15 protein-coding genes are annotated in these 25405 nt (G+C 39.4%); 9 read left to right on the top strand and 6 right to left on the bottom strand.

What is annotated here, in order from left to right; genetic code table 11:
• Nucleotides 1-17 precede the first annotated feature (17 nt).
• From ABD769_RS13575 to ABD769_RS13595, 5 genes are all read right to left on the bottom strand, one after another.
• Nucleotides 18-1187 carry an alpha-hydroxy acid oxidase gene (locus ABD769_RS13575; protein ID WP_344851960.1) on the bottom strand — a complete coding sequence of 390 codons (1170 nt, stop codon included), beginning with the start codon at nucleotides 1185-1187 and terminating at the stop codon, nucleotides 18-20.
• Nucleotides 1188-1420: 233 nt separating this feature from the next.
• Entirely contained in the window at nucleotides 1421-2242 is an 822-nt protein-coding gene (locus ABD769_RS13580; RefSeq protein ID WP_344851961.1) for an amidohydrolase family protein, read from the bottom strand.
• Between the two features lie 8 nt (nucleotides 2243-2250).
• Nucleotides 2251-2580 carry an L-rhamnose mutarotase gene (locus ABD769_RS13585; protein WP_344851962.1) on the bottom strand — a complete coding sequence of 110 codons (330 nt, stop codon included), beginning with the start codon at nucleotides 2578-2580 and terminating at the stop codon, nucleotides 2251-2253.
• A gap of 1 nt (nucleotide 2581) precedes the next feature.
• The gene (locus ABD769_RS13590; RefSeq protein ID WP_344851963.1) at nucleotides 2582-3436 is read right to left on the bottom strand and encodes a fumarylacetoacetate hydrolase family protein; all 855 of its coding nucleotides are present in this window, start codon (nucleotides 3434-3436) and stop codon (nucleotides 2582-2584) included.
• Between the two features lie 23 nt (nucleotides 3437-3459).
• The gene (locus tag ABD769_RS13595; RefSeq protein ID WP_344851964.1) at nucleotides 3460-4224 is read right to left on the bottom strand and encodes an SDR family NAD(P)-dependent oxidoreductase; all 765 of its coding nucleotides are present in this window, start codon (nucleotides 4222-4224) and stop codon (nucleotides 3460-3462) included.
• Between the two features lie 266 nt (nucleotides 4225-4490).
• On the opposite strand from ABD769_RS13595, the gene ABD769_RS13600 reads away from it, so the two are divergent.
• From ABD769_RS13600 to ABD769_RS13630, 7 genes are all read left to right on the top strand, one after another.
• On the top strand, nucleotides 4491-7226 hold the full coding sequence (locus tag ABD769_RS13600) for an alpha-d-galacturonidase (RefSeq protein ID WP_344851965.1): 2736 nt from the start codon (nucleotides 4491-4493) through the stop codon (nucleotides 7224-7226).
• On the top strand, nucleotides 7226-8779 hold the full coding sequence (locus ABD769_RS13605) for an MGH1-like glycoside hydrolase domain-containing protein (protein ID WP_344851966.1): 1554 nt from the start codon (nucleotides 7226-7228) through the stop codon (nucleotides 8777-8779). Before ABD769_RS13600 ends, ABD769_RS13605 begins: the two co-directional genes overlap by 1 nt.
• A 119-nt stretch (nucleotides 8780-8898) precedes the next feature.
• Nucleotides 8899-10476, top strand: coding sequence for a glycoside hydrolase family 28 protein (locus tag ABD769_RS13610; protein WP_344851967.1), 1578 nt, complete (start codon nucleotides 8899-8901; stop codon nucleotides 10474-10476).
• 1 nt (nucleotide 10477) lies between these two features.
• Entirely contained in the window at nucleotides 10478-13282 is a 2805-nt protein-coding gene (locus ABD769_RS13615; RefSeq protein ID WP_344851968.1) for a glycoside hydrolase family 95 protein, read from the top strand.
• Between the two features lie 206 nt (nucleotides 13283-13488).
• Complete coding sequence (locus ABD769_RS13620) at nucleotides 13489-17079, top strand: malectin domain-containing carbohydrate-binding protein (RefSeq protein WP_344851969.1); 3591 nt, start codon at nucleotides 13489-13491, stop codon at nucleotides 17077-17079.
• A gap of 98 nt (nucleotides 17080-17177) precedes the next feature.
• Complete coding sequence (locus tag ABD769_RS13625; protein WP_344851970.1) at nucleotides 17178-18746, top strand: sodium:solute symporter family protein; 1569 nt, start codon at nucleotides 17178-17180, stop codon at nucleotides 18744-18746.
• Nucleotides 18747-18804: 58 nt separating this feature from the next.
• Nucleotides 18805-19737: a dihydrodipicolinate synthase family protein gene (locus ABD769_RS13630; protein ID WP_344851971.1), complete on the top strand. Its 933-nt coding sequence runs from the start codon at nucleotides 18805-18807 to the stop codon at nucleotides 19735-19737.
• 75 nt (nucleotides 19738-19812) lie between these two features.
• Here the strand turns inward: ABD769_RS13630 and ABD769_RS13635 are convergent, their stop codons facing one another.
• A complete protein-coding gene (locus ABD769_RS13635) occupies nucleotides 19813-20682 on the bottom strand; it encodes an AraC family transcriptional regulator (protein ID WP_025143623.1) in 870 nt (289 codons plus the stop codon).
• A gap of 388 nt (nucleotides 20683-21070) precedes the next feature.
• On the opposite strand from ABD769_RS13635, the gene ABD769_RS13640 reads away from it, so the two are divergent.
• Together ABD769_RS13640 and ABD769_RS13645 are read left to right on the top strand one after the other, a co-directional pair.
• Nucleotides 21071-21739, top strand: coding sequence for a DUF3826 domain-containing protein (locus ABD769_RS13640; protein ID WP_344851972.1), 669 nt, complete (start codon nucleotides 21071-21073; stop codon nucleotides 21737-21739).
• 501 nt (nucleotides 21740-22240) lie between these two features.
• Nucleotides 22241-25402, top strand: a complete 3162-nt coding sequence (locus ABD769_RS13645) for a SusC/RagA family TonB-linked outer membrane protein (RefSeq protein ID WP_344851973.1) — start codon at nucleotides 22241-22243, stop codon at nucleotides 25400-25402.
• Nucleotides 25403-25405: the final 3 nt, after the last annotated feature.

Raw genomic sequence — 25405 nt, forward strand, 5'->3', positions numbered from 1 at the left:
CTGATTTTCAAACCGGCTTAAGGATTTAATAACCGGTCAGGAAATTGTGTAATATCCTCGATGGTAAGCTGTTGCATAATCTGATACAGGTGAGTTTTAAACATATTGATGGTATGATCGCCTCCTTCATTGCCCAAAGCGCCAACGCCATACATGAAAGGCCGGCCCATAAAGTTAAATTCAGATCCAACGGCATGTGCCCTTGCTAAATCAACACCCGAACGGATACCTCCATCTAACATGATCTTCAATTTTGATTTGTAAGCATCATTTCCCGCTAGTTTAATTAAAGAATTGATGGATGATTCGCCTGCGTCAATTTGTCTGCCACCGTGATTGGAAACAATCACACCATCCACACCGATTTGGATGGCTGCCTGCATATCTTCATCCGTCGCGATTCCCTTCAGTACCAAAGGTCCTTTCCAGAGATCACGAATGGCAGCAACCTTTTCAATATCAACTTTACCGGTAAATGTTTTGTTCATGAATTGTCCCAGTTGCGACATGTCCATTCCCTTTTCCATATAGGGCTTTAAAGTAGCAAATGACGGAATTCCGTGCTGTAAGGTTTTTATTCCCCATAGCGGACGGGCACAAGCCTGCAAAATATTATTGATTGACATTTTTGGCGGAATAGATAAGCCACTCTTAATCTCTTTGTAGCGTAAACCAAATGCAGGTACATCTACCAGTACAACCAATACCGGACATTCAACAGCTTTTAAGCGATTTAAGATATCATCTCTCAAACTATTTTCTGTAGGATGGTACAATTGAAACCATGCTTTTCCATCAGATACTTCGGCAATTCGTTCAATGCTACTGGTAGATACGGTGCTTAAGGTATAAGGAATATCCGCTTTAGCAGCAGCTTTGGCTAAAATTTCGGGTGCATTAGGCCACATTAAACCTTGCAGGCCAATCGGAGATATCCCAAATGGAGCACTGTAACGACGACCAAATAATTCAACCGACATGTCGATATCTCCGCCAACACGCAGGTAATTCGGTTTAAGATAAATATTATCGAAATCGTTCTCGTTACGCGATAAATTAAGTCCCTCATTACAACCACCCTCCAGATAGTCGAAAGCAAATTTAGGAATCCTGGATTTTGCCCTTTTTCTTAAGTCTGCTACAGAAGGGTATTGAGGATTGTAAGGGAATGTAATTTTTTTACTCATATTTAAATGTTGTATTGGTCAGATTCTATTTTAAAAAGCGAAAACTAATATTTTATATTATATTTTCCATCCTGCTCTATCTGCTGTTTTAAGTTTTAGTTGCGGAGAACATAGAAGAATATTTTTTTTAGGGTTGATCTGTCATGCTGAATACAAAGAACTCCTTGAAAATAATGCACTATCAAAAAGATCCTTCATCACATTCAGGATGACAAACGCGGCAAAATGTGTCTTCAAACTCCATAAAACGCTTTCGCATTATCGCTGAAAATTAGTTGACGTTCTTCCGGAGAAAATTGCGCTGTATATTGATGAACTAAATTAAACCAATCTTCATAAGGCCTGCTGATCAGCATTACAGGCCAATCGCTGCCGTACATAATCCTCTTTGTGCCGAAATGTTCAAATACCACATCAAAGCAATTAAAAATTTCTTTTTCTGTCCAGTTTTTCCAGTCGGCTTCTGCCAGCAAGCCCGATACTTTGCAACTTACATTTGAGTTTGAAGCCAATATTTTGATATTTTCAGCCCACGCTTTCAAATCCTGTTTTTTAACATCCGGTTTGCCACAATGATCGAGTACAAATGGCTGATCAGGAAGCTGATCAACCATTTTAATAATATCCGGTAACTGATTGTGGTAGCACAATAAATCGTAGGTATAACTGTATGTTTTTAGAAGCTTAATGCCTTCAATAAAATTTGAATTAAGGATAAACGCACTGTTTTCGGCCTGTAAAATATGACGCCAGCCTTTAATGGTTTTAAAATTGCTCCAGTAGTTTAAGCGATCACCGAGATTTGGGTCAAGCAGATCAACCCAGCCAACAATGCCTTTAATGATTTCATTTTTTTCAGCCAGACTTAACAGAAAATGGTTTTCTTCTTCTGATTGACAGGCCTGTACGGCAATACATCCGGTAATCTGGAGATCCTGATAAGCCCCTGACAGATTTTCGGGGTGGAAATCCTGCCGGATAACCTTCATATCTTCATTGATCCAGCTATCCCTAACCGGATCGAAATTCCAAAAATGTACGTGGGTATCAATCATAAAAATGGTTAAAGTTTAAATATCTGGTCCATTAAAATCCATTTTTCACCCGGTTTGGCACCAGGCAATGCCTGCTGGAATTTCCACATTAAAGTTTCCCATTCCTGCACTTTTGGATTGGCCAGATCGGCTTTTGCCTTTTCTTCAAAAGAGAAGCTTTCATTAACCTCCATAATCATAAATAACCGGTTTCCAAGAAGATATATCTCCAAATCATCTATGCCTGAAGAACTTATACTTTCTTTAATCTCCGGCCAAACCGCTTGATGATATTGCTTATATTCTTCTATAAGCTTTTCATCATTGATCAGATCAAGTGTTAAGCAGTATCTTTTCATATTAATTTTCGCTGTAAGCTTTAACTGTTTGTTTGCTTGAGCCCAAACCATCAATACCCAGTTCTACCACGTCGCCGGCTTTTAAATACCATGGTTCAGGTTTTTGCCCCAAACCAACACCTGCCGGAGTACCTGTTGTAATCACATCACCCGGTAAAAGGGTCATAAACTGACTAATGTATGAAATCATAAAGGGAACATTGAAAATCAGGTTTGAAGTATTTCCATCCTGCAATGTTTTACCGTTTACGGTAAGCCAAAGGCGAAGATTATGCACGTCAGCAATTTCATCCTGTGTAGCAATAAATGGGCCTATTGGCGCAAAAGTATCACAACTTTTTCCTTTAACCCATTGTCCGTTTCTTTCAATCTGGAATTCGCGTTCGCTATAATCGTTATGCAATACGTAACCCGCAATATGCTCTAAAGTGTTTTCTTCTGAAACATAACTGGCCTTTTTACCTATAACAATGGCTAATTCTACTTCCCAATCCGTTTTTTTACTGTTTTTTGGGATAATCAGGTCATCATTTGGACCAACTATTGCCGAAGTGGCTTTAAAAAATAATATCGGCTCAGAAGGAATAGGGGCATTGGTTTCTGCTGCGTGGTCTTTATAATTTAAGCCCACACATATAATCTTTGAAGGACGTGCCAGGGCAGGGCCTAAACGCACACCTTTATCAACTTGGGGTAAATCAGCGGTTTCTATATCTTTTTTTAATTTTTCAAGGCCACCTCCACCAAAAAATTCTTCGTTGTAATCTTTTACCAATGCAGAAACATCGAAATAATTATCGTTTATAATAACTCCTGGTTTTTCAGCTCCGGCTTCGCCAAATCTTATTAATTTCATTATAATGTATTTAAATTATCTTATTAATTGTTTAAGGTAGTAAATCCGCCGTCAATCGGGTAATCGCAGCCCGTAATAAACGAAGCTTCATCGCTGCAAAGGTATAGTGCCAGTGCACCAACTTCCTCCGGTTTTGCCATTCTGCCTATTGGTTGTGTTTTAGAAAGCTTTTCGAACATTTCAGGAATATTATCCGGATAATTCTTCTGTAAAAAGCCGTCCACAAAGGGCGTATGTACCCTGGCCGGCGAAATGGAATTACACCTGATGTTCTCGCCAATATAATCTTTGGCCACACTCATGGTAATGGCTTTTACAGCACCTTTTGCTGCGCTATATACAAAACGGTCGGGTAGGCCGATTAAAGCTGCAATTGATGCCATGTTGATGATTACACCTCCGCCAGCTAAGCGAATCTGCGGAATAGCCGCATGCAAACAATTGTACACACCTTTTACGTTTACACGCATTACACGGTCGAAATCCGATTCATTAGTAGTATCGGCCTTGCCAATGTGGGCGATACCTGCATTATTGATCAGGATATTAATTTGTCCGATTTGCTCAAAAACTTTATGAACCGCTTTATGATCAGAAACATCGCAGCCATAACTATATGCAGTACCGCCGTTTTCCGTAATTTCTTTCAGAGTATCCTCAGCCTGTTCAGTGCTCAGTTCGATGATGTGAACTTCGGCTCCTTGTTTAGCTAAAATGGTTGCAATAGCCTTTCCAATGCCACTTCCTCCGCCTGTAACCACGGCTTTTTTGTTTTTTAGTGAAAACATGTATGGTTATAATTTATAATTGATTAGAATATTGAATACAAATAAAATAAATTTTGTTGGTTAAAAATTTTATCTTCTTGCCTAAATATTAACAGATATTGTCATAGTTCGTTTATAGCTATAACTACCACCTTACCTTGCATAAATTTTACAAATCCGAAAGGCTAATTTACTTATATTTGAATATTATTTTTATATTTAAATAATATTTTAACCAAATATCACATATCATTCCCTTAAAAAAGGAGTTGTAAGCGCCAAATTGAATGAGAAATTTTCTGCTTTTTATTTCCTGTTATTTTTTATCGATATCCTTGATTCAGGCAATTCAACCTGTACAAAAAAACATCGTAATTTCTACAGAAAACCATGTTCGGGTCCGTTTTGGCGCCGAAAGAATTTTAAAAGCCTTATCTAAATTAAATTATTCAATTAAAATAGAACAAAAAGACAAGCTGAGTAATTCGGGTAATTTAATTGCGATCGGTGTATTTTCTGATAAGCTTTTTACTAATCAGCTTCCTGCAGCGGTTAAAAAACAGATTTCTGTCACCAAAAAAGAAGGTTTCCATATTTATACAGCGAAAAATGGCAGCATTTATATCATAGGTAATGATGCGTCGGGCGCTTTATACGGCTGTATAGAACTTGCCGACCAGATTAAAAACAGCGGCAAATTACCTGCGCAGATTACTCTTTCCGATCAACCCGAAATGGTATTACGTGGTACCTGTATTGGCTTACAAAAACCAGATTATCTACCCGGGCACGATGTTTACGAATACCCTTACACGCCCGAAACATTCCCGTGGTTGTACGATAAGGCCTTATGGATTAAATACCTTGATATGATGGTCGAGAACCGGTATAATTCGCTCTATTTATGGAACGGACATCCCTTTTCTTCTTTATTGAGGTTAAAAGACTATCCTTATGCGGTTGAAGTAGATGAAGCCACTTTAAAAAAGAATGAAGAAATTTTTCAGTTTTTAACCAAAGAGGCTGATAAACGGGGAATCTGGGTGATCCAGATGTTTTACAATATCATCATCCCGAAACCTTTTGCCGATAAACACGGCTTAAAAACCCAGGACAGAAACCGCCCGATTATTCCGTTGATTGCAGATTATACCCGAAAATCAATCGCCGCATTTGTAGAGAAATATCCCAATGTGGGTTTAATGGTGGCTTTGGGCGAGGCGATGGAAGGCGTTGGTCAGGATGATATTGACTGGTTTACCAAAACCATTATCCCGGGCGTAAAAGATGGACTAAAAGCTGCAGGAATTAAAGAAGAACCACCCATTGTGTTGCGGGCTCACGATACAGATGCGCCAAGTGTAATGAAAGCTGCTTTACCACTTTATAAAAATCTTTACACGGAGAATAAATTTAATGGAGAAGCTTTAACCACTTATACACCACGCGGTGCATGGGCTGATTTGAACCGAAAGTTAGCGGCTATTGGTACGGTTAATATCTCAAATGTACATATTTTAGCAAATCTGGAGCCTTTTCGATATGGTTCAGCTGATTTTATCCAAAAATCGGTTCAGGCAATGAACAAAATTTATGGCGCTAAAGGTTTGCATTTATATCCCCAGGCAAGCTACTGGGACTGGCCTTATTCGGCCGACGAGGTGAAAGGCAGATTGCTGGAAGTAGACCGCGATTGGATCTGGTACAAAGAATGGGCAAGATATTCATGGAATTCGCAGCGCGACCGTGCAAAGGAAATTAATTATTGGGGAAAAGAACTTGCCAATAAGTATGGTACTGACTTGAATAGTGGTAAAGCCATTTTAAATGCTTACGAAGAATCGGGAGAGATATCACCTAAACTTTTACGCAGGTACGGCATTACCGACGGAAACCGGCAAACGCTGACCTTAGGCATGTTGATGACGCAATTGATCAACCCATATCGTTACGGCCTTTTTACTTTATTATACGAATCGGAAGCGCCTGAAGGTGAAATGATTATAGATTACGCAGAAAAGGAATGGAAAAAGCAGGGTCATGTAGGCGAAACCCCGGTTCAGGTGGCAAAAGAAGTGGTTGAGCACGGTAAAAAAGCCATCCAATCCATTAATGAAGCTGATGCAAACGTAAAAAAAGATACTGCAGAGTTTAAAAGGCTTAAAAACGATATTTATTGTTATAATGCCATGGCCAATTTTTATGCAGAGAAGGTAAAGGCTGCGCTTTGGATATTGCGGTATAAATATTCTAACCAGGTAAACGATTTAGAACAGGCACTGCCTTTCCTCCAGAAAAGTGTAGACCATTATGCAGCATTAGTTAAGCTAACGGATCATAATTACCTGTATGCGAATAGTATGCAAACCAAACAGCGCAAAATCCCGATGCGTGGTGTTGATAAAACCTTTATTCACTGGAGAGAAATGTTACCGGTTTTTACCAAAGAACTGAATCATTTTAAAAAAAGTATAGATTCATTAAAATCAATTAAACAGAGATCGATTGCTGCTATCGTACCTTATAAAGCTGCTGATGTAAAAGTGCTAAATGCAACTGAAACCTATACAATTGCTAAAGATGTACAGCTTTTTAGCGACACAACTGTTAAAATCAAAGAAGTTGCCGCGCAGTTAACCGGCTTAAAAGGCATTAAACTGAGCAAAGCACAACAAATTAATAACGGGACAGAAATTAAGTTCAGCACTAATTCACCTGTAAAATTATTGGTTGGTTTTTTTAACCAGAAAGATCCTCAATACCTCGCTCCGCCACAATTGGAAACCGATGCCAGCGCCAACAATTATGGTCAGTCTGAAATTAAGATTTCAAATGCATTGGTGCCTTATGGCTTTCCGCCGGTAAACGTACACGCCTATGCTTTTCCGGCAGGAACACATACTGTAAACTTAGGTAAAGGTGCTTGTCTGGTATTGGGTTTTATTGATGATAAGCAGGAATTGCGCATTTTTAACGCAGGTTTAGACGGTAGGGGAAAAGATATAGATTGGTTATTCGAATAATGAAAAATACAAGAAATTTTATAGCCACGGCAGCATTGTCGATATTAACAATTACGGGCTATGCGCAACAAAAAACTATCCTCGGTACGGAAAAGCTGAAGAAATATGTGGATTATTTTAATTCAACAGATACTGAAGCTGTAAAGAATTATATTCCAAACAATGAGGCTTTTAAATGGCTTGCTGATCAGGCACCTTTATTCGAATGCCCTGATGAGATACTGGAACAAAATTACTATTACCGCTGGTGGACCTACCGCAAACACCTGGTTAAAACGCCGGATGGTTTTATTTTTACCGAGTTTATTGAGCCGGTTAAACATGCAGGCAAATATAATTCGATCAGCTGCGCCTTAGGACACCATATTTATGAAGGACGCTGGTTAAAAGATAACAGTTATCTGAAAGATTACATCAAATTCTGGCTTTACAAAGCCGATGTTGGCGAAACGAAACAACGGTTCCATCAGTTTAGCAGCTGGGTGGATGATGCTGTTTATCAGAATTACCTGGTAAAACCGGATCAGGCATTTTTAAAGGAAATCTTACCGGCGCTTGATAAAGATTATACCAAATGGGAAACCGAACGGCAGCTTAAAAACGGCCTTTTCTGGCAAAACGATGTGAAAGATGGCATGGAAGAATCGATCAGCGGTTCGCGTAAAGACCAGAATCAGCGCCCAACCATTAACAGTTATATGTATGGAAATGCAATGGCTTTAGATAAAATCGCCACACTTTTAAATGAAACAGCAACAGCAGAAAAGTATAAAAACAAAGCAACTACAATAAAAAAACTGGTTCAGGATAGCTTGTGGAATACTTCTTCGTCATTTTTCGAAACCAGAAAAGCTAAAGGTGGTGCTGCAAATGTTCGCGAAGCCATTGGTTTTACACCCTGGGATTTCAATCTGCCGGATGATAAAGCAATCTACTCAAAAGCCTGGGACCAATTGTTGGATACGGCGGGCTTTAAAGCGCCTTGGGGCTTAACTACGGCGGAAAGGCGAAACCCAACATTCAGAACACGCGGAACGGGCCATAGCTGCGAATGGGACGGCGCATTGTGGCCATTTGCCAGCTCGCAAACTTTAAAAGGATTGGCAAACCTGCTCACCAACTACAAAAAACAGGGCAAAATGAAACCTGAGGTTTTTTATCAGGAGCTGCATCAGTACGCTGCATCACATATCAAAAACGGAAAACCGTACATCGGAGAATATCAGGATGAAAAAACCGGGGAATGGTTAAAGGGCGATAATCCGCGAAGCAGTTTTTATAATCATTCTACTTTTAATGATTTAATTATCAATGATTTGGTGGGTATAAAGCCCCGTCAGGAAAATGTACTTGAATTATTTCCATTAATTCCGAAAAATCAATGGGATTGGTTTATACTCGATAATGTTTCCTATCATGGTAAAATAGTGACGATTCTATGGGATAAAACCGGTACAAAATATAACAAAGGTAAAGGTTTACTGATTTTTGCAGACGGAAAAGAGATTTATAAAGGCAAAGATTTGAAGCCGGTTAAGGTTAAGATGGATTAAAATGATAGGTCATTGCGAACTGAAGCGCTGGGAAAAGAGGGAGCGTGAAGCAATCTTTCATGTATAAAAAACAATTGCTTCGGTTCGTGTCTCCACGAATCGAACTATAATAAAACACAATGAAATACATATTTAAAACCCTGCTTCTTATACTTGCTGTAATCACTTGCTTAAACGCCAACGCCCAATCATATTACAACGTCATTAAATACGGTGCAAAAAACGACAGCAGTAAACTGGCCACAACCGCCATCAAAAATGCGATTGATGCAGCATCAAAAGCAGGCGGAGGTACCGTTTATTTCCCGGCCGGAAAATATTTAACAGGCGCAATTCACCTAAAAAGTAACATCACCATATTGATTGATGCCGGAGCAGAACTGCATTTCAGCGATAATTTTGACGATTATTTACCCATGGTGAAAAGCCGCTACGAGGGTGTAGACGTAACCAGTTTCTCTCCGTTATTTTATGCCTATAAAGCAGAAAACATCTCCATTATTGGTCGCGGAATTATCGACGGGCATGGTAAAAAATGGTGGGATTTTGTAGAGGGGTACAAGGAAGGACAGCCACGATCGAAATGGCAAACCACTTTTGATGGTTTAAATAAAGACATTATCATCCCTGATGATCCCAGACAGATGAAAAGAGGTTTTCTCCGTCCGCCGTTTATACAGCCAATGTTTTGCAAAAATGTGCTGATTGATGGAATCACCATTCGCAATTCGCCTTTTTGGACCATCAATCCGGAGTTTTGCGAAAATGTAAAAGTTCATGCCGTTACCATCAATAATCCTCATTCTCCGAATACCGACGGCATCAATCCCGAATCCTGTAAAAATGTACACATTTCTGATAGCCATATCAGCGTTGGCGACGACTGCATTACTATTAAATCGGGCAAAGATGCTCCCGGCCGGAAAATGGCTGTTCCCGCAGAAAATTATGTCATTACCAATTGTACAATGTTATCCGGCCATGGTGGGGTAGTAATCGGCAGTGAAATGTCTGGGGATGTACGTAAAATAGCCATCTCCAATTGTGTTTTCGACGGAACGGATAGAGGGATTCGCATTAAAACTGCGCGTGGAAGAGGTGGTGTGGTTGAAGAAATCAGGGTGAGCAACATCATCATGAAAAACATAAAAGATCAGGCCATTGTGCTTGATATGCAATACGCAAAAACCAATGTCGAAGCTGTTTCGGAGCGTACACCCGTTTTCAGGAATATCCATTTCAGCAACATTACCGGGCAGGTTAACCAGGCTGGTTATCTGAATGGTTTGGAAGAGATGCCGATCGACAATATCAGTTTCAACGACATTAATTTTGAAGCAAAAACTGGTTTTGCCATCAGTAACGCTAATAACATCGGGTTTCATAATGTAACGGTAAATACAGAATTGGGCCCGTCATTAAAAGCTTTAAAAGTTAATCACCTGATTATAGATGGTTTAAAGAATATTCAACCACTGACAAATGCCTCGGTAATCGACCTTACAAACGTATCCGATCTGTTTTTATACAATGCTTTTCCGGTAAAAGAAACAGTTACCTATCTTAAATTAAATGGTGCCGAAACTAAAAATATCTTCCTCGGAAACAATAACTTTAGGAGAATGAAGGAAGCTGTTAAAAAGGAAAAAGACGTTAAGGCTGAGATCGAAATTATTTCGGGCGATAAAGGACAATAGTATGAAGGTTAAATTTTTATGGGCGATTTTATTATTCGCTGCACATTTTAACGGTTTTGCACAGGAAAACAACCATACTTTATGGTACACTAAACCTGCCGAAAAGTGGACAGATGCATTACCAATCGGTAACGGACGATTAGGCGCCATGATTTTTGCCGGAACTGCAGTTGATCACATCCAGTTTAACGAAGAAACCGTTTGGACTGGCAAGCCGCGTGATTATAACCGCAAGGATGCTTACCAATACTTACCGGAAATCAGGAAATTACTTTTCGAAGGCAAACAGAAAGAGGCTGAAGCTTTGGCGCAGGAACAGTTTATGGGACTTCAAAGTAGCTCCGGTGACCGTGAAGTTTGGGTTAGCGAAATGAAAGCGGGCAAAGGCATTCAGGGTAATCCGGCATTAGCCAATTTTGATGACAAACTTTGGAAAAGCATTAAAGTACCTTCTTACGAAGGATGGGAAGCCGTAGGTTTGGCCAATTTAGATGGGGCAGTGTGGTTTAGAACTACTTTTGATGTGCCGGAGAATTGGCTCGGAAAAGACCTTATACTCGATCTTAACCGCATCCGCGACCAGGATTTCACCTATATCAATGGCAAACTGGTTGGCAATACCGATAATACAGAGCCTCGAAAATATACCATTCCGGCTAAGCTAATCAAAAAGGGCATAAATGTGATCGCCATACAAGTGCTCAATTATTTTGATAAAGGAGGACTTGCGGGTTATAAAGACACTTCAAAAAAAATCGGGATTTATCCCGTAGGAAGTAATGTAGAACAAGGAATTTCATTGGTAAAAGAATGGAAGTATAAAATCCAGGATGAAGATCCGCCTGCTGTTCCGCAATACCAGGCCAGTTACCAGCCTTTTGGCGACCTGAATTTATACTTCAAACCGACTAAATCGACTGTTTCTAATTATAAAAGATCTTTGGATATCAGTAACGCTGTTGCTAAAACCACTTATACTTTAAATGGTATAAATTACACACGTGAATATTTTGCCAGTCAGCCAGATCAGGCCTTGGTGATTCATTTAACGGCTGATAAAAAAGCATCCATCAGTTTTGATGCAGAACTTTCCAGTGCCCACCGAAAATCGTTGGTAAAAACTTTAGGAAATAATGTAATTGCCTTGTCCATACAGGTAAAAGATGGCACCATTAAGGGCGAAAGCCGGTTAACAGCCTTAATAAAAAATGGAACTGTAAAAACTGTAAATGGCAAAATCAGTATCAACCAGGCCGACGAAGTAACGCTTTATTTAACTGCAGGAACTAATTTTATCAACGCTCAGGATGTTTCGGGAAATCCTGCAACGGCTAATGTTAAAGCATTAAACAGCTTAAAAGGAAAATCTTATGCTGCAATTAAGCAGAATCATGTCAAAGAATACCAAAGTTATTACAAAAGTTTTAGTGTCGATTTTGGCCGTTCAGAGAATGAGAAACTGCCTACAGATGAAAGACTGGAAAAATTCGCCAGTGCAAACGATCCTGCTTTTGCTGCTTTGTACATGCAGTATGGTCGTTATTTATTGATTTCGAGCTCCAGGCCGGGTACACAACCCGCCAATCTTCAGGGCATTTGGAACGATCTGCTCACGCCGCCATGGGGTAGCAAGTACACCACCAATATTAACCTCGAAATGAATTACTGGCCAACAGAAATCCTTAATTTATCAGCTTTAAACGAACCATTATTTAATAAAATTAAAGGTTTATCAAAAACGGGCGCAGAAACGGCTAAAGCATATTACAATGCCCGAGGTTGGGTTTTGCACCATAATACCGATTTATGGAATGGTACAGCACCCATTAATGCCTCCAACCATGGTATTTGGGTAAGTGGTGGTGCCTGGCTAAGTCAGCATTTATGGGAGCATTATCAATTCAGTAAAGACCGCAAATTCCTGTCAAATGAAGCTTATCCTTTAATGAAACAGGCCGCTTTATTTTTTGAAGATTTTTTAGTGAAAGACCCCAAAACAGGCTGGCTGATTAGCACACCATCTAATTCGCCCGAAAACGGAGGTTTGGTTGCTGGGCCTACAATGGATCATCAGATTATCCGTTCACTCTTTAAAAATTGTATTGCAGCTGCCGAAGTATTGAGTATTGATGGGGAATTCAGGAAATCGTTAACCGAAAAAGTTAATCAAATTGCACCCAACCAGATTGGCAAATACGGACAACTACAGGAATGGTTAACCGATATTGATGATACGGCAAGTAAACACCGCCATGTTTCGCATTTGTGGGGCGTTTACCCCGGAAATGATATAACCTGGGATAGTAACGAAAAAATGATGCAGGCTGCAAAACAATCTTTACTTTACCGCGGAGATGAGGCTACAGGCTGGAGTTTAGCCTGGAAAATCAACTTTTGGGCAAGGTTTAAAGATGGCAACCATGCCATGAAACTGGTTAAAATGTTAATGAAACCTGCCAATAACGGCGCAGGATCTTATGTAAATCTTTTTGATGCCCATCCGCCATTCCAGATTGATGGAAACTTTGGAGGTGCTGCCGGAATTGCCGAAATGATCGTTCAAAGCCATCAGGATTATCTTGATATTTTACCGGCATTACCATCTGAAATCCCTAACGGAGAAATTAAAGGTTTACAGGCACGTGGTGGATTCGAACTGGATTTAACCTGGGCAAATGGATTGTTGACCTCGCTTACCGTAAAATCCAAAACAGGTGGAAATTGTAAAATCCACTACAAAAATAATAGCGTCAGCATCGAAACTAAAGCGGGTGAAACGTATAAACTGAATGGAGATTTGAAATGACAAGAGACTTTAGAGGCATTTTAAAAAGTATTTTGAACGTAATGAGGTCCGTGGGGACACGTACCTCGGCTAGGGATGGAGGTTTAAAAGGCATTTTAAAAAGTATTTTGAACGTAATAAGGTCCGTGGGGACACGTACCTCGGCTAGAGGGAATATAGCCTTCCAGAATTTCAAACACCTTAGTCTTTGTTTACACATACGAAAATTGAAACATTTCGCGCGCCATGGTTCGTGTCTCCACGAACCAATAGCGCTAACGCTTTTAATTGTTATTTTCCATTCCCCTGGTTTGTATCCTCAAAGACCAGTTAAATGTATAAATTTTAAGCAAATACTTCTATTTATTACTTTTCTATTTGCTATCAATTTAGCTCACGCACAAAATCAAATAAGAAAAGATATCTCCCTAAACACCAACTGGCAAACCATTGCTGATGAGAAAAACCAGAATGCTTATGATGGTTTTCAAGACGTAAGCTATAAAATCCAGAACTGGACAAATGTAAATGTTCCACATAACTGGGACGAGTATGAAGGGTACCAGCGTAAACTTCATGGCAATAAACATGGCTACGCCTGGTACCGCAAAACATTCAAAACTAACAACATCAAAAACGGTAAACGTTTCTTTTTATTTTTCGAAGGAGTAGGATCGTATGCTACAGTTTGGTTAAATGGCAAAAATGTGGGTTATCATGCCGGCGGAAGAACAACTTTTACCCTTGATGTAACATCAGCCATTAAGCTCAATAGCCAGGACAATATTTTGGCTTTGCGTGCCGATCATCCTGCAAATATCCAGGATTTACCCTGGGTTGATGGTGGTTGCTCAACCGAACGTGGTTTTTCAGAAGGTTCGCAGCCTATGGGGATTTTCCGTCCGGTACATTTAATTGTGACCAATGATATTCGCATCCAGCCATTTGGCATCCATATCTGGAACGACAACAAAATCTCTGAAAAATCAGCTGTTTTAAACTTAAGCAGTACCATAAAAAACTATACTTTAAAAGTTAAAAATATAACGCTGATTAACCGTTTGCTTGATGCAAATGGAAAGCAGGTTAAAGAACTCAAAAAAACAATTTCAGTCCCGGCCGGAAAAGAAATCCAGATCGATCAACAAACAGATAAAATCATCAATCCAAAGCTTTGGTCGCTCGAAAATCCGTATCTCTATAAGCTGCTAACCACTGTTATTGAAAATGGAAAAGTTGTAGATGAACTCAAAACGCCTTATGGTATCCGGTGGATCAGCTGGCCTATAGGCGATCAGGCTAATCAAAAACAATTTTTATTAAACGGAAAACCTGTATTTATCAATGGCATTGCTGAATATGAGCATTTAATCGGTCAGAGTCATGCTTTTAGTAGCGAACAGATCAGATCGAGGGTAATGCAAATTAAAGCGGCAGGTTTCAATGCTTTCCGCGATGCGCACCAACCACATAATCTACTTTATTCCGATTACTGGGATAAAGAGGGTATTTTATGCTGGACACAAATGGCTGCGCATATCTGGTACGATACGCCTGAGTTCAGGAAGAACTTTAAAACGCTATTAACAGATTGGGTAAAAGAAAGAAGGAACAGTCCTGCGGTAGTTTTATGGGGATTGGAAAACGAAAGTACGCTGCCCGAAGATTTTGCAAAAGAATGTACCGAACTCATTAGGAAACTGGATCCAACCGCTTCTTCGCAAAGGAAAGTAACCACCTGTAATGGCGGTAAAGGAACAGATTGGGATGTGCCACAAAACTGGACCGGCACTTATGGCGGCAACCCTTTAACTTATGGAGAAGACCTCAAAAGGCAGGTTTTAGTTGGCGAATATGGTGCCTGGAGAACCATCGATCTTCATGATACCGATGCAAACGGTAAAGGTTATACCGAAAACAAAATGACCGATTTAATGGAAACGAAAGTACGCCTGGCCGAATCAGTGAAAGCTGAAACTGCTGGTCATTTTTTCTGGTTATATAGCTCGCACGATAACCCTGGCAGGGTACAGGGAGGCGAGGGTTTAAGGGATCTGGATCGGGTTGGTCCTGTAAATTACAAGGGCATGTTTACTCCCTGGGAAGAACCAACAGATGTTTTCTACATGTTCAGGGCCAATTATGCTTCGAAACAGACCAATCCGATGGTTTACATCGTTTCGCATACCTGGCCAAACCGATGGACAAAACCGGGAATAAAAGATAGCATTGTGGTTTATTCCAACTGTGATGAAGTAGAATTATTTAACGATATAAGCAGACAGTCTTTAGGAAAAAAGAAACGTGGCGGAATTGGAACTCATCTCCAATGGGATAAGCCTGAAATTAAATATAACATGCTTTATGCAGTAGGTTATGTTGACGGGAAAGCAGTTGCCAAAGATCAGATTGTGCTGCAGAATTTACCTCAAAGTCCAAATTTTATTGGTTTAATTTCGGATAAACAATTAATCGATCCGGTACAGGGCTACAGCTATGTGTATCGTGTAAATTGTGGCGGAGGGAATTATACGGATACTAATGGTAACCAATGGTCTGCAGACAGAAACCTAAGTTCTGCTGATCGTTTTGGCTCTACCTCATGGACCACTAATTTTAAAGGTGCTCCTGATTTTTTTGCCAGTCAAAGGCGTACTTTCCAACCCGTTAATGGCACCAAAGACTGGAAGCTTTTTCAAACTTTCAGATACGGACGGGATCAGTTGAAGTATCACTTTCCATTACCTGATGGAGAATATCTGGTTGAACTCTATTTTATCGAACCCTGGCTGGGCATCGGTGGTGGTTTCAATGCTCAGGCCATGCGTTTATTTGATATAGCCTTTAACGGCAAAACCGTAATTAAAGATTTAGATATCTGGAAAGAAGCCGGCAGTAACACCTTATTGAAGAAAACAATCAAAACTACCGTTAAAGGTGGCTTTCTGGATATTAACTTTCCGGAGGTTAAAGTGGGGCAGGCAGTGATTTCGGCCATTGCTATTGCCAGTTTAAAGCAAAATATTCAAGCTGCGCCGGTAAGCAATTCGCTTCTAAGTAAAATTAAAAATGCGGAATTAAACAGTTGGCTGGATATTGGTGACGAACAATTTAAAGGAGAAAAATCAGCATTTACCGAACTTCCATCGAATTTATATGGCGCGGAATGGTTAAAAGCTTCCCGCGGACAAGAAAGTATTGAATTTATGGCTATTGACAGCGTTGATGCCTTTATTGCGCTAACTAAAAACAGCAGTATCCCTCAAGGTTTTGTAAATACGAAAACCACTTTGAGCAATAGTAATGAAGAAGCCTTTGCACTTTACCGTAAAAGACTTGATCCTAACGAAAGAATGATATTCGACAGCAGAACTGCTACGGTTTTTGTTTTGCCGGTTACCCATTTACAACCCGCTTATGATTTAAAAACCACCACAAGCTACAAAGCTACCGATGGCATTTTAGAGGGCAAAGAGGTTACAAAAGCAGTGTTGATGGATAAACAGCGGGTAATTTTTAATGCTGCCGATCAGGGTAGTTTAACCTGGAATATCTCAGTGGGCGTTGCCGACACCTATTCCTTAACCATTAAGTACCATAATCCATTCAGTCAACCATTAAAGGCCAGACTGGAATTTTTATCGGCAGACGGAACATTAATGAAAACAGAAATAGCCGAATTTGCCCCTACAAAAGAGGGGAAATGGAATTACCTGAGCACCAATACCGGCAGCATGATTAACGCCGGAAGTTATAAAGTGCGTTTAATTGCAACCGAAACCAAAGGCCTTGCAGTTGATGCTTTAGATGTTCAATAAGATAAGATGGTATAATATGTGGCCAAAATCTTATATTAATGATGATATTTAGCGATGCATATTTGTTTTAACCAAATTAATAAACGAGCCAACAAGTAATGAAAGGTCTTCCTATAACCGATCTTGCGATCATCTTCATTTACCTTGTTGGGATGATATTAGTTGGGGTTTATTTTTCGCGAAAAAATAAAAATTCCGAGCAATTTACAAAAGCTTCGGGCCTGATCCCCGGATGGGCGATAGGTTTATCTATTTATGCAACATTTTTAAGTAGCAATACCTTTTTGGGTGTGCCAGGTAAATCTTTTGGCGGAAACTGGAATGCATTTGTATTCAGCATTTCGATGCCTTTGGCGGCATGGGTGGCCTCTAAATATTTTGTGCCATTTTACCGAAACACAGGAGAGATTTCGGCTTATACCCATTTAGAAAAACGTTTTGGCGCCTGGGCAAGGGTTTATGCCGTAGTTTGTTTTCTATTAACGCAGCTGGCCAGGATGGGATCGATATTTTTCGGAATCGCGTTGAGTTTACAGGCACTTACAGGCTATTCTATGCAGGTAATTATGATTGTAATGGGTATCTGTATCATCGTTTATACCGTTTTAGGAGGAATTGAAGCGGTAATATGGACAGAAGTAGTGCAAGCGATCGTTAAAACCTTAGGTGCACTGCTCATTTTATACCTGATCATCACAAACATGCCGGGAGGCGCATCAAAGATTGTAGAAATCGGAAAATCGGCTGATAAATTTAGTCTGGGCAGTTTTAAATTCGATTTCGTAGGATCATCATTTTGGGTGGTTCTGCTTTATGGTTTTTTCATCAATCTCAACAATTTTGGGATGGACCAGAATTATATTCAGCGTTACCATACTGCATCATCAGGTAAAGCCGCGTCGAAATCTATCTGGTTGTGCGTTTGGTTATACATCCCGGCCTCGTTGTTGTTTTTCATTATAGGATCTTGCTTGTTTGCTTATTATGAGGTTAATCCCGAACTGGTGCAATCGATCAAACACCAGGTAGCCGTTGAGCGCTTGCCTTTACATGCATCAGCAGCAGAAATATTGAAAGTACAAGATGCTTTGGTGCCGGCAGATTATGGCGATAAAATAATGCCGCATTTTATGGTCACTAAGATTCCGGTAGGTTTGGTCGGACTAATTGTTTCAGCAATTTTATCTGCTGCAATGAGTACCATTAGTTCCGGAATGAATGCTTCTGCAACGGTATTTTCGGTAGATATTTATAAAAGATATTTCAAGCCTGGTATAACTGAAAAACAGAATTTATCCCTGTTGCATTTAGCGACGGTAGGATTTGGACTGCTGGGTATGATTGCCGGGATTGCCATGATCGGCGTCAAAAGCATTTTAGATGTTTGGTGGGAATTATCAGGCATTTTTGCAGCCGGAATGCTGGGGCTCTTTTTACTCGGTATCATCAGCAGGCAAAGCAAAAACCACGAAGCCATCACCGCAACCATTATTGGTATCGCTGTAATTATATGGATGACATTTTCTTCCCTTCTTCCTCCAGAATACGAAGTTTTTAGAAATCCTTTACATAAAAACATGATTATCGTTATCGGTACTTTAACCATTTTTTTAACAGGACTTTTCCTGACAAAAATTAAAAACAAAAAGACAAAAACAGTCCTTTAAGCTCATTCCGACCTTATCCGGGCAAAACTACATAGAACATTTACCATATCATACTATAATGGAAAACTCACAAAAAGGGTTCATCCCGGTTATGCTCACGCCATTTTTGAGCAACGGTAACATCGATTTCCCTGCTTTAACTCAACTAACAGAAATTTATTTACAGGCCGGGGCATCAGGTTTATTTGCCAATTGCCTCTCGAGCGAAATGTTTGAATTAACTGATAAGGAAAGGATCCAGGCCATAAAACACGTGATAAAAGTAGCCAATGGGGCTGTGCCTGTAGTAGCCACCGGAACTTTTGGAGGTGAAATTGCCAAACAGGCTGATTTTGTAAAGGAGGTGAGCGATGCCGGCGTAGAAGCGGTAATTGCCATTACCAGCTTATTGGCCAATGAAAATGAAACCGATGAAATATTTAACGAGCGTGTTTTTGAGCTGCTAAGCCAGACAGGAGATATCCCGATGGGTTTTTACGAATGTCCGGTACCTTATAAAAGGGTGTTAAAACCAAAACAATTAGCTGATTTTGTAGCAACAGGGAGGGTAATTTATCATAAAGATACCTGCCTGGATCTTGTGCAGATTAAAGAAAAGCTTAAACTTACTGATGGGAATGCTTTTGGTTTGTATGATGCTTATATGGGGCATGCAGTAGAATCCTTAAAGGCAGGTGCTTCAGGCTTATCCTGTATCCAGGGTAATTATTTTCCGGAGTTAATTGTTTGGTTATGTGATCATTATAGTGACGAATCGCTAAATAATGAGGTGCAGGCTGTACAACAGTTTTTGATTGATAATATGGAGGTAATGCACCATGTTTATCCGGTGGTTTCAAAATATTTCCTTCAAAAACGGGGTTTAAACATTTCGACTTTTACACGCAGAAACGTTGGTGCATTTACAACAAGTGAGGTAAAAGGCATGGAAACTTTATTTGATGACTATACTTCTCTACGCAACAATCTGAATATTAAGGTTTTTATATAATATTTTTTTTTAAACCTCGCAGGTTTAAACATGAAAGACGTCTGTGCTTGTTTCCAAACGAGAGCAAAATAAAATTTAATTCAAATACTTCCTTTTATAGTCCAGTGGCGTCATTCCGGTTACCTTTTTAAAGTGCCGGTAGAAATTCGATACATTGTTAAATCCGCAATCAAAACAGATCATCTCGGTGGGTAACTTATTCTCAATCAGAAACCTGCAGGCATGACTTACCCTGATCTCGATCAAAAAATCGTAAAAGGTTTTTTTGGTCATCAATTTAAAATAACGGCAGAAAGAAGTCACGCTTAAATTGCTTAATGAGGCCACTTCTTCTAAAGTGATATCCTTTTTATAATTGCTGAGCGTATAATTGCAGATTTTATTGATGCGTAAAGTTTCCGATTCGTTCGATTGATAGAAAGTGTTTTTACTGGTTACAATTGTAGAATATTCATCCGTTTCGGCTAATGTTTTTAATATCGAAAGCAAAATAATTATCCTGTCTAAATTGGTTGCATCAACAGCAGCCCGCATTAAATCAACCAGTTTATCTTTGGCTTTTCCTTTAATCACCATCCCGCTCTTGGCTTTTTCGAACAATTTAGGGATCAGGTAAGCTTCCGGTAAAGTAAGCATGTATTTGCCCAAACAATCAGGCAGAAAATGAATCACCATGGCTTCCGTTGTCAGATCGGGATTATTCTGAAAGTACTCATCTTTACAGCGCCAGGTATGCGGGAGATTTTCGCCCAAAAGTACCATCTCATCAGGCACAAAATTGCTGATGTTGTCGCCAATAAAACGGACGCCCTCGCCTTTGATTACATAATGAAGTTCAAGCTCGGGATGGTAATGCCAGATGTTTCCAAAATCGGGTTTAATGTCATGACGGATACTGAAGGAGCTTTGTAAAGTAATGGGAACTTTATGAAAATGGGGTTTCATCTTTGTGTTAAAATATTTGGTTAACGCTGCAATAACCAATGCGGTTAAATTTGTGCAGCAGGCCTAAAGTTAAAGAGTTAAATGATAATATCCTATATTAATTTGCTAAAAACCATTAGAAAATAGTGTTTTTCTATGTTGAGTTTTGTATATAGCCGCAAAGGCTTAACCAAATTATAAACCGACAAATTATTTTTATATAAATTTTTTGTTTATTAATAAATGATGAGACAAGGAGAAACTACCAAAAATTCTACTAATTTAGGCTGGAAATTTAATCATCCATCTAACCAAAATTATGGTTACGCAACGTTTTCTCTTTAAATTTTTTACGCTATAAAAAGAGCAGATTCCATTAAAAATAAATTCTATTTAAAATATCATAAACATGAAATCATCCATTTTGGCCCTGTTGTTAACATTTGCAGGTATTACCTCCATTTTCGCGCAAAATAATGCTGCTGCCGATAAAGAAGCCTATATAAAAATGATTACCGACCGCGCTGCTAAAATTGTGGCTAATCTCGGAATTAGTGACGCTAAAAAAACGGAAAAAGTAACGGCAATTGTGCGCGACCAGTACAGCGATTTGAATGATATCTACGCTGCGCGTGACGGCAGGGTTAAAGAAATTAAAGAAAAAAACAAAGATAACAAGACAGAGCGAGATTCGGCACTTGCAAAAGATAGCCGTATGGTTGATGCCACACTGGCTAAGCTTCATAAAAAGTACATTAGCAAACTTTCTGCACAACTTACTAATGAGCAGGTAGAACTGGTAAAAAATGGCATGACATATAATGTATTGCCCATCACTTACAAAGCTTATCAGGAAGAAATTTTAACATTAAGTGACGATCAGAAAAAACAGATCCTTACCTGGTTAACCGAGGCCAGGGAGCATGCCATGGATGCAGAATCGTCAGATAAGAAACATGCCTGGTTTGGTAAATACAAAGGCCGCATCAACAATTATCTTTCGGCTGCCGGATATGATTTAAAGAAAGAGGGAATAGAGTGGGAGAAGCGTAGAAAAGCGAAAGAACAATCAAATTAGTATGTATAATGGAGCCTGTTTAGCACTCCATTATTTTTTTTGTTTTTTTATTTAAGAATATTTCATTTATATATGAATTTAATTGTATATTGTATGAGCATTGAAATTACCTAAATAGCTTAAAATTAAATTGTTAACCAGTTTGATAAATAAGACAATTTGTACCCTTTGATTTGTTAATATCCCATATTTCACCCTATTTATTTATTGTGAAATATACTTTCTAACCAAAATAAGTTTTACTAAAAGTACAGAGATGAAAAATCTAAATTAAAATTATCCTAACCGAAATTTACAACGCTATCTAATCCCTTGCCTGACTAGCAAGCTGAAAAACAAACCAGAACAACACCTCCTTAACCGGAAAAATTTATTAGATGACCAATAAAGCAACATACGCTTGCTTTGTATGGATATGTTGCACCTTAATCATGGCATTTTATGGCATGTATAAGGAGAATTGAATCTAATTACTATTAAAAAACTAACCAAATAACAAATATGAACTCAAAATTTTTACGAAAAACCACGTGGGTTTTAGTGCTCATGCTGTCTACATGTGCCGCTGTTTTTGCCCAGCAAAAACAGATTACGGGTAAGGTTGTAGACAAAAAAGACGGGCAGCCTGTTCCTGGCGTAACTGTAGGGATCCGCGGTAAAACCAATAACGTAAGCACTAATGATAAAGGAGAATTTGCGCTGATTGCCGATCCGGCAACTGATGCTTTGGTTTTTTCTTTCGTTGGCTATATCAGACAGACCATTCCTTTAGCCGGAAAAACAAATTTAACTGTAAATTTTACAGAAGATACTCAGTCTTTGGATGAAGATGCTGTGGTGGTTATTGGTTACGGAACCAAGAAAAAATCAGAAATTCTTGGTGCTGTAGCAACCATTAGCGGTGCCGAAATTCAGGATGTTCCTGCACCTAACCTGGCAGGTGCATTAAGGAATAGGGTTGCTGGTGTTGGAGTAAGCCAGTCATCAGGCAGGCCAGGCTCTCCAATTACCTTAAATATCAGAAATTCTACCACTACTACTGCCGCGGCTGGTACCACAGATGAACCGCTTTATGTTGTCGATAATATTACCGTAACCAGAGAAGCTTTTGATAATATAGACGCATCTATGATTGAAAATTTAACCTTCTTAAAAGATGCTTCTGCTGCAATTTATGGTGCTGCCGGTGCTAAAGGTGTTATCCTCGTTACTACAAAAAAAGGTAGAATAGGTAGGCCAAGTATAACATACAATGGTTACCTGGGCATTTCTGACGCGATTAAGGTGCCAAAAATGTTATCAGGATATGAGCACGCATTATTGTTAAATGATACCTTCCGTTCTCAGGGTGCTGCTGCATCGGATTATTTCGCTCCGGAAGATTTAGAGTATATCAAAACGCTGGATTATAAAAGCTGGTACGATGAAGTTTGGCAGGCGGCTGCTACTCAAAGACATAACATAGGCATTTCTGGGGGGAGTGATAAAATTACCTTTTTCGCAGGAGGAAGTTACCAGGGCGAAAACGGAAACTATGCAGGAATGAAATTCAATAAATATTCATTCCGAAGTGGTGTGGTTGCTACGGTAGCGAACGGCTTAAAAGCAGATGTGAATTTTAACGTAGATTATGGTACAAAAGAACTGCACCATAATGCTCAGGATAATGATGCAGCCTTTTTTGAAAGACTGATAACAGTTCCAAGATGGGTTCCAATTGCTATCGATGGAAAATTTGTTAATTATAACGTTAGCGGAGTAAATCCTGCTAATATAAATCCGTTAGCCATTTCAGAATCTGGTTACTATAATAATGGCTCCAATAAATCATACCGTATTAATGCGGCATTAACTTACGAGCCAACCTTTTTAAAAGGACTTGTAATAAAAGGTCAGGTTTCGCAATCAAGCGGATCTTCGAAAAACACACAATATATACCACCATTTACGCTGTACAATTTTGTGAAAAGAGGTAATAACCAGGAATTGTTTACCAATCAGTTACCAACGGCTACTGCCGCAACTTTTCAGCCAACAAGTGCAGCAAACTCATCGTTCACGCCAGGTTTAAGTGATAATAACAGCTATCAGTTTTTTCTAACGCTTCAATATAACAAGACAATCGCAAAGCACACATTTGGCATATTGGCGGGTGCTGAGCAGAGTGAAGGCAATACACAAAATTCAACTGTTCGCTACACCAATCAGCTCATTCCCGGTGCAGATCAATTCTGGGCCTATGATATCAATACATTGGTGGCATCAAATTTAGAAAGGACAGCTGTTTCAAAGCGATCTGGTTTTGCCCGTTTTAGTTATGATTTTGATAAAAAGTACCTGGTTGAAGGTATTGCCCGTATCGACGCATCATCTAACTTCGCTTTAGGCAACCGATGGGGTGTTTCGCCAAATATTGGAATAGGATGGGTAGTGAGTCAGGAAAAGTTCTTTAAAAACAGCAAAGTGCTTGGCTTTATCAATTTCTTAAAATTAAAGGCAAATGTTGGTACCACCGGAGATGACAGGGTTGGGGTACGTTTATGGCAAGACAGGTTCCAGATTGATGTAACCAATGGATACATTTATGGTAATGCCAATTCAAACAGTTTAAACCGTTCGCGTTTAGCCAATCCCGATATCACCTGGGAAAAGAAAAGAACAATTAACGTGGGTTTAGAATCTTCGATGTTTAACAACAAGCTGGATATTAGTATTGAGGCTTTCCAAAACTATACTTATGATGGTTTCGAATTGGGCGCAAATAATCAATATCCACAATATTTTGGTACGCAGGCACCGGTATTAAACTACAGACAACTTTATAACTGGGGTTCTGAATTCAGTATAGGCTATAAAGCAAAACTTGCAACAGACCTGAATCTTAGTGCGAGCATCAATTTCTCTTACGGCAACTCCGTTACAGACAGAATTCTTTATACACCCGGAAACCTGATTAACAATACATTTCCTAACTTACAATTATTCGGTACTGACCCACGTAAATACAATACCAGCAATTATGGTTTAAGAAACCTGGGCATGTTCAGAACGCAGGGCGAGGTTGATAGCTGGATGGCGAAATACCCCAATTACAGGATCTACGATAAAATTCCGCAACCCGGTTGGTTGTATTATGAAGATACCAATGCCGACGGAGTGATATCTGATAGCGATTTAGCGCCTTTGTATAACAACACAAATGCATTTTTTGCATCTGGTATCTCGTTAAATTTAACCTATAAAAACTTCAGTTTAAATACAAATATCAATGCAAGATTTGGTGGTAAAATTTTCTACGACAGCAGGGCGAGAACAGCTCCGTCGAAAACCAGAAATACCTTATCAATCTGGACTGATCGCTGGACGTTAGACAATCCAATGGAAGGCAAATACCCCAGATTTGATGATCCATCATTAGGAATCAACTCAGATTTTTGGGCTGTTGACGGAACGATGATCCGCATCAATACCATGACTTTAAGTTATAAAGCGCCTACGGCTTTTGCAAATAAATTAGGAATCGGCGGAGCCCGGATTCTACTCACCGGAAATAATCTTTGGACAATTGTAAATCCTTTACCATATAAAGATCCGTACACTTCCAGTGCATGGGATTATCCAATGTTGAGAACGATATCTTTAGGATTAAGTGTTAACCTGTAATTT

It is taken from the genome of Pedobacter jeongneungensis (assembly GCF_039538295.1).
GTDB lineage: Bacteria > Bacteroidota > Bacteroidia > Sphingobacteriales > Sphingobacteriaceae > Pedobacter > Pedobacter jeongneungensis.

Excerpts from the sequence above, each read along its gene's own strand:
- ABD769_RS13575 (WP_344851960.1), bottom strand. The coding sequence starts at position 1,187 with ATGAGTAAAAAAATTACATTCCCTTACAATCCTCAATACCCTTCTGTA.
- ABD769_RS13580 (WP_344851961.1), bottom strand. The coding sequence starts at position 2,242 with ATGATTGATACCCACGTACATTTTTGGAATTTCGATCCGGTTAGGGAT.
- ABD769_RS13585 (WP_344851962.1), bottom strand. The coding sequence starts at position 2,580 with ATGAAAAGATACTGCTTAACACTTGATCTGATCAATGATGAAAAGCTT.
- ABD769_RS13590 (WP_344851963.1), bottom strand. The coding sequence starts at position 3,436 with ATGAAATTAATAAGATTTGGCGAAGCCGGAGCTGAAAAACCAGGAGTT.
- ABD769_RS13595 (WP_344851964.1), bottom strand. The coding sequence starts at position 4,224 with ATGTTTTCACTAAAAAACAAAAAAGCCGTGGTTACAGGCGGAGGAAGT.
- ABD769_RS13600 (WP_344851965.1), top strand. The coding sequence starts at position 4,491 with ATGAGAAATTTTCTGCTTTTTATTTCCTGTTATTTTTTATCGATATCC.
- ABD769_RS13605 (WP_344851966.1), top strand. The coding sequence starts at position 7,226 with ATGAAAAATACAAGAAATTTTATAGCCACGGCAGCATTGTCGATATTA.
- ABD769_RS13610 (WP_344851967.1), top strand. The coding sequence starts at position 8,899 with ATGAAATACATATTTAAAACCCTGCTTCTTATACTTGCTGTAATCACT.
- ABD769_RS13615 (WP_344851968.1), top strand. The coding sequence starts at position 10,478 with ATGAAGGTTAAATTTTTATGGGCGATTTTATTATTCGCTGCACATTTT.
- ABD769_RS13625 (WP_344851970.1), top strand. The coding sequence starts at position 17,178 with ATGAAAGGTCTTCCTATAACCGATCTTGCGATCATCTTCATTTACCTT.
- ABD769_RS13630 (WP_344851971.1), top strand. The coding sequence starts at position 18,805 with ATGGAAAACTCACAAAAAGGGTTCATCCCGGTTATGCTCACGCCATTT.
- ABD769_RS13635 (WP_025143623.1), bottom strand. The coding sequence starts at position 20,682 with ATGAAACCCCATTTTCATAAAGTTCCCATTACTTTACAAAGCTCCTTC.
- ABD769_RS13640 (WP_344851972.1), top strand. The coding sequence starts at position 21,071 with ATGAAATCATCCATTTTGGCCCTGTTGTTAACATTTGCAGGTATTACC.
- ABD769_RS13645 (WP_344851973.1), top strand. The coding sequence starts at position 22,241 with ATGAACTCAAAATTTTTACGAAAAACCACGTGGGTTTTAGTGCTCATG.